General features: G+C 72.4%; 4 protein-coding genes. 2 read left to right on the top strand and 2 right to left on the bottom strand.

Features of this window, described 5'->3' with window-relative positions; translation table 11 throughout:
* Positions 1-421: 421 nt before the first annotated feature.
* Positions 422-2,515 carry a PhoX family protein gene (locus AB8Z36_RS29110; RefSeq protein ID WP_369216370.1) on the top strand — a complete coding sequence of 698 codons (2,094 nt, stop codon included), beginning with the start codon at positions 422-424 and terminating at the stop codon, positions 2,513-2,515.
* Between the two features lie 61 nt (positions 2,516-2,576).
* On the opposite strand, the gene AB8Z36_RS29105 is transcribed toward AB8Z36_RS29110, so the two are convergent.
* Positions 2,577-3,569, bottom strand: coding sequence for a LysR family transcriptional regulator (locus AB8Z36_RS29105; RefSeq protein ID WP_369216369.1), 993 nt, complete (start codon positions 3,567-3,569; stop codon positions 2,577-2,579).
* Positions 3,570-3,787: 218 nt separating this feature from the next.
* On the opposite strand from AB8Z36_RS29105, the gene snpA reads away from it, so the two are divergent.
* Complete coding sequence (gene snpA / locus AB8Z36_RS29100; protein ID WP_369216368.1) at positions 3,788-4,453, top strand: snapalysin; 666 nt, start codon at positions 3,788-3,790, stop codon at positions 4,451-4,453.
* Positions 4,454-4,508: 55 nt separating this feature from the next.
* Here the strand turns inward: snpA and AB8Z36_RS29095 are convergent.
* Positions 4,509-5,644, bottom strand: a 1,136-nt coding sequence (locus AB8Z36_RS29095) for an FUSC family protein (RefSeq protein ID WP_369216367.1), incomplete at its 5' end; no start/stop codon positions are given.

The following is a 5,644-nucleotide window of genomic DNA, read 5'->3' as shown; positions in this document are numbered from 1 at the left end:
GTCACGCAAGATCGAACCGGTGCCCCCCCCGCTCCGGGGACGGGGAGGGGACGCTCACCGGCTGTGAAGCCTCCGCGGGCTCCGAGGCCTCCGCGGACTCCGGCGCACCGTCGGCCACCGGTTCGATCTTGCGTGACCGTCCGAACGCGTTCCGCAGGCGGTTCAGAATGCCCATGTGCGCAACCCTTCGCGTGAGTTGATTCCGAAAATCCCTGGCCAGGGCGGACACGTAAGGTTAGCCGCCACCGGGGGCGATCTTGGGCAGGGTCATCCGTCGCGCCCCGCACCGCCGAACTCCTCCCCGTGCGCCCGGATTCACCGGCCGTTCACCCTCCGGCCGCCGATATGCCGGACTCCGCCCCTAGCGTCACGGCGGAATCAAGCCACGGACAGGCTTACGCAACACCACGACGGAGGACCCGTGCCGAAGCTGCTGCCGATCGTCACCTCGCATCAGGGGAGCGGCGGCCGTTCCGCCCTGACCTGCCGTTTCCGCTGCGGTGACGCCTGCTTCCAGGAAGTGCCCAACACCAGCGAGAACGCGTACGTCGGCGACGTCATCGCCGGTGCTCTCAGCCGTCGTTCGATGATGCGCGCCGCCGCCGTCGTCACGGTCGCCGCCGCCGCGGGCGGTGCCGTCATAGCCGACCCGGCCGCGAGCGAGGCCGCGGCCGCGGTGCCCGCGGGCAGCAGGAAGCCCAGAACCTCCAGGGCGGCGCGCGGCCTCCGCTTCACGCCCGTCGCGCCCAACACCGCCGACACCGTCACCATCCCCGGCGGCTACGCGCAGAACGTCGTCATCCGCTGGGGCGAGCCGATCCTGCGCGGCGCGCCCGCCTTCGACGCGAACCGCCAGAGCGCCAAGGCGCAGGCCGGTCAGTTCGGTTACAACAACGACTTCCTCAGCCTGCTGCCGCTGCGCCACGAGCACGGACTCCAGCTCCTCGTGGCCAACCACGAGTACACGGACGAGATCCTGATGTTCAAGGGGTACGACCCCGAGAACCCCACCCGTGAGCAGGTCGAGATCGCCTGGGCGGCGCACGGGCTCTCCGTGGTCGTGGTGGAGGGCGAGCGGCGGAAGGGCAAGCTGTCCGCCGTGCCCCGGCACCACCTCAACCGGCGGCTCACCGCCACCAGCCGGTTCCGGCTCGCCGGGCCCGTCGCGGGCCACCCGCTCGTGCGCACCAAGGCCGACCCGCGCGGCACCACCGTCCTCGGCACCCTGAACAACTGCTCGGGCGGCACCACCCCGTGGGGCACCACGCTGCACGGCGAGGAGAACTTCAACCAGTACTTCGCCAACGCCGAGAAGGTCACCGACCCGGTGGCCGCCGCGCGCCTGAAGCGGTACGGCGTCGTCGGCGGCGCCTCCGAGCGCAAGTGGGAGCGGTTCGACGACCGCTTCGACCTCGCCAAGGAGCCCAACGAGGCCAACCGTTTCGGCTGGGTCGTCGAGCTCGACCCGTACGACCCGGAGTCGACGCCCCGCAAGCGCACCGCCCTCGGCCGCTTCAAGCACGAGGCCGCGCAGCCGCGCCTGACGCACGACGGCCGTCCCGTCGTCTACATGGGCGACGACGAGAAGTTCGACTACTTCTACAAGTTCGTCAGCAGCAAGCGGGTCGCCAAGGGCACCTCCCGCGCCGCCCACGAGCACAACCTGGGCCTGCTCGACGAGGGCACGCTGTACGTCGCCAAGCTGACCGGTAACTCGCCCGCCGACGAGATCGACGGCAAGGGCACCCTCCCCGAGGACGGCGAGTTCGACGGCAGCGGCACCTGGATTCCGCTCGCGACCGCGGGCCCCGGCGGCAAGGCCGTCAGCCACGTCGAGGGCATGACCGCCGAGGAGGTCTACCTCTTCACGCGCTTCGCCGGTGACAAGGTCGGGGCGACCAAGATGGACCGTCCCGAGGACATCGAGCCGTCCCCGCACACCGGCAAGGTGTACGTCGCGCTCACGAACAACTCCGACCGGGGCAAGGCGGGCAAGGCCGGTGCCGACGAGGCCAACCCGCGCAACCTCAACAAGCACGGGCAGATCCTGGAGCTGACCGAGCGCCGCAACCGCGCGGACGCGCTGTCCTTCGGCTGGTCGCTGTTCCTGGTCGCCGGTGACCCGGAGGACCCCGCCACGTACTTCGCGGGCTTCCCCAAGGAGCGGGTCTCGCCCATCTCCTGCCCGGACAACGTCGCCTTCGACCCGCACGGCAACCTGTGGATCTCCACCGACGGCAACCAGCTCGGCTCGCACGACGGCCTCTTCGGCGTCGCGACCCGGGGCAGCAGGCGTGGTGAGCTGAAGCAGTTCCTGACGATGCCGACCGGCGCGGAGACCTGCGGCCCGCTCGTCCAGGACCGGCGCGTGCTGGTCTCCGTACAGCACCCGGGCGAGGTGGACGGCGCGTCCGTCGAGAAGCCCGCGAGCGTCTGGCCCGACGGACCCGGCAGGATCGTCCGTCCGGCGGTCGTCTCGGTGTGGCGCGCGGACGGCGGCGACATCGGCGTCTGACGGCCGGGCACGCGGGCGCGCGCGGGCGGGCGGTCGGTCCGGTGGCCACACGGTCAGGCGGTCACGCGGTCAGGCGGTCGTCCTGGCTCGGGGACCAGGGTCCGGTGGCCGGCGCCGCCCGTGTGTCGCCGGACCGCAGCAGCCACGCTCCATAGGCGGGGGCCTGCTGGGCCGCCTCCCAGTAGGCGGACTCCAGCTCGCCGTAGACCGCGCCCAGTTCGTCCTCGGTGCGGGCGGCCACCAGCAGGCGTACGCCCAGGGGGTCGCCGTCGAGGGGGCGTACGGCCATGTCGGTGCGCCCGCGCGAGGTGGGCTGGCAGAGGGTGACGACCTCGCCGGAGGCGACGAGGGAGGACGCGGTGAGATAGTCGCCGTGCAGGACGGAGGGATTCAGGCCCGCCGCCGTCAGCACGCGGCGCAGACCGTCCCACTCGCCGTCCACGGTGGGGTCCACCATCCAGCGGTCGTCCGCGAGGTCACGCAGGCGGACGACCGGGCGCCTCGCCGCCGGATGGTCGGCGGCGAGGGAGACGAACTGCGGCTCGCGGTCGAGGAGCACGCGTCTTCGGAGCGTCTCCGGCAGCCGCAGCGGACTGCCCTCCACCTCGTGCACGAACGCGACGTCGAGCTGGCCGCCCGCCACCATCCGCAGCAGCGCGTTGGCCGAGACGTCCATCTGGAGCGAGATCTCGGTGCCGGGCAGCCGCACCCGCAGCCTGCGCAGCCAGCCCGGTATGGCCCGGCTGGCCGTGGACCCGATGCGCAGGCGCGGGCCCTCGGTGGCGCGGGCGGCGGCGGCCATCGTCTCGGTGACGAGCGCCTTCATCTCCGTGACCAGGGGGCGGGCGCGGCTGAGGACCACACGGCCGAGCGGCGTCGGGCGACAGCCGGTGCGCTCGCGGGCGAAGAGCTGGCCGCCGAGCGCGTGCTCGATGCGGCGCAGCTGGGTCGTCAACGAAGGCTGGCTCATGCCGAGCTGGCGGGCCGCCTTGTGCAGGCTGCCGCTGTCGGCGATGGCGCACAGCGCACGGAGGTGCCTGACCTCAAGCTCCATGGTCGATGAGCGTAGAGGCGCTACGGCCGCCGCACCAGGTACCCAAACCCCATGAGAATGAGCCGTTTCGGGCAGGCGTGGACGGGGTGATAGCTCCGGGCTATCGGGCATTGCCATCATTCCCAGGCGTCACACGCTCCCCGAGACTCACAGCTACCGATCCGTTCACCTTTCATCGGCCCCCCACGGCCGAGGAACGAATAGGGAGCCCCCCACACATGAACAAGCGTTACCTGTCTGTCGCCGCCGTCCTCGGACTCACCGTCGCCGGTCTCGGCGCGACCTCGGCGACCGCCGCGCCCGCCACCCCGCACACCTCCGCGCCCGTCGCCGCCTCCTGGGCGAAGTACGAGGGCTCGAAGGCCGAGGCCAAGAACAACAAGGCGTTCTTCGAGGCCGTCGTGAAGGCGGTCGCCGAGAAGCGCGCGGCCAACCCGGGCGCCAAGTCCGTGACCGTCGTCTACGACGCGTCCGGCGCTCCCACCTTCGCCTCCCAGATAGCCAGCAGCGCCTCCATCTGGAACGGCGCCGTCTCCAACGTGAAGCTCCAGGCGGGCACCTCGGGCGCCAGCTTCGAGTACCGCGAGGGCGACGACCCGCGCGGCTCGTACGCCAGCAGCGACGGCCACGGCAACGGCTATGTCTTCCTGGACTACGCGCAGAACAAGGAGTACGACTCGACGCGCGTCACCACCCACGAGACCGGCCACGTGCTCGGTCTCCCCGACACCTACGACGGCCCGTGCAGCCAGCTGATGTCGGGCGGCGGCCCCGGCCCGTCCTGCACCAACGCGCAGCCCGACGCCACCGAGCGGGCGAAGGTCGACCAGCTCTGGGCGAACGGCCTGGCCAAGGCGTTGGACAAGGTCAACGCCGACCACTGAGTGACCAGTCGGTGAGAGCCTGACCCAGGCTCGCAGGGGCCGCACGGGCCCGGCGTCACGTCGTGTTCGGCGAGGCGATGGCCCGTGCGGCCCCCACTTCCTGCCGCAGGGGTTCCAGGACGCTGTCCTTGGGCCCCACGGTGAACCCGGTCCGCACCTCCCTGAGGTGCGATGAGGCGCGCAGCCCGGCCGCCAGCGCCCGCAGCTCCGCGACGATCTCGGCGATCTCCTCCGCGTCCGGCTCCGCCGCGCCGTGCCGGATGCGGACGCGCGCGGCGGTCGTGGCGTCCAGAATCCGCTCCACCGCGACGACCAGCGGCCACCAGGCGGCGGCACGGGTGCCCGTCGGCGGCGGTTCGGTCAGTGCCCGCTGGAACTCGGAGCGGATGGCGGAGAGGTCGCGGTAGAGGCGGCGGCGCATCCTGGCCCTGGCCGCGGGGTCCTCGTGGGCGCCGAAGACGCAGCTCACGTATCCGGCGGTGTCGGCGACGGCGTCCGCGAGCCGGTCTCCGATCCGCGTCCCCCAGCTCTCCGGCCAGAGCAGATAGCCCGCGATGAGCGCGATGGCGCAGCCGATCAGGCTGTCGACGAGCCGGGGCACGACCAGGCCGAGGCCCTGGCGGTTGAGGATGTCCGAGAGCAGCAGGATGACCGGCGTGATGGCCGCCGTCTGGTGGCCGTAGCCGCGTGTGGTCAGGGCCGGGATCAGCGGGGCGAGCAGCATCATCACGGGCACGTCCCACCAGCCGTGCGGCACCTCGGCGAGCACGGCGGCGGCGATGACCAGGCCCGCCGCCGTACCGATGGCGCGCAGGACGGCGCGCGAGAAGACCGAGCCGAAGTCGGGCTTGAGGACGAAGGTGACGGTGAGCGCCACCCAGTACGACCTGGGCACCTCGATCAGTGAGACCAGGGACTGCGCGATGCCGATACAGAGCGCGAGCCGCAGGCCGTAGCGCCAGGACGCCCCGGAGAGGAGCACGTTGCGGGCGGCGCGGCGGGCGCGCACCCGCAGCGCGGCGGGGCGGCCGAGGCGGTCGTCGGCCTCGATGACGCCGAGCGGGTCGGGGTCGCCGAGGGTCTCCGCCGCGTGGCGTACGGCGTGGTCGAGGGCGCGCAAGGCGTGGTCCCGCGGCTCGGGGTGGTCCGGCGGGGGCGGTGCGCCGTGCCGGGGCGAGCCGCCGTGCCACA

It is taken from the genome of Streptomyces flavofungini, assembly GCF_041028215.1.
Taxonomy (GTDB): domain Bacteria; phylum Actinomycetota; class Actinomycetes; order Streptomycetales; family Streptomycetaceae; genus Streptomyces; species Streptomyces flavofungini_B.
The sequence above is the reverse complement of the archived record's forward strand: the minus strand, read 5'-3'. Positions and strand labels throughout refer to the sequence as shown.

Bases quoted from the DNA above. Each gene is read 5' to 3' on its own strand.
- snpA (WP_369216368.1), top strand. From the start codon at position 3,788: ATGAACAAGCGTTACCTGTCTGTCGCCGCCGTCCTCGGACTCACCGTC.
- AB8Z36_RS29105 (WP_369216369.1), bottom strand. From the start codon at position 3,569: ATGGAGCTTGAGGTCAGGCACCTCCGTGCGCTGTGCGCCATCGCCGAC.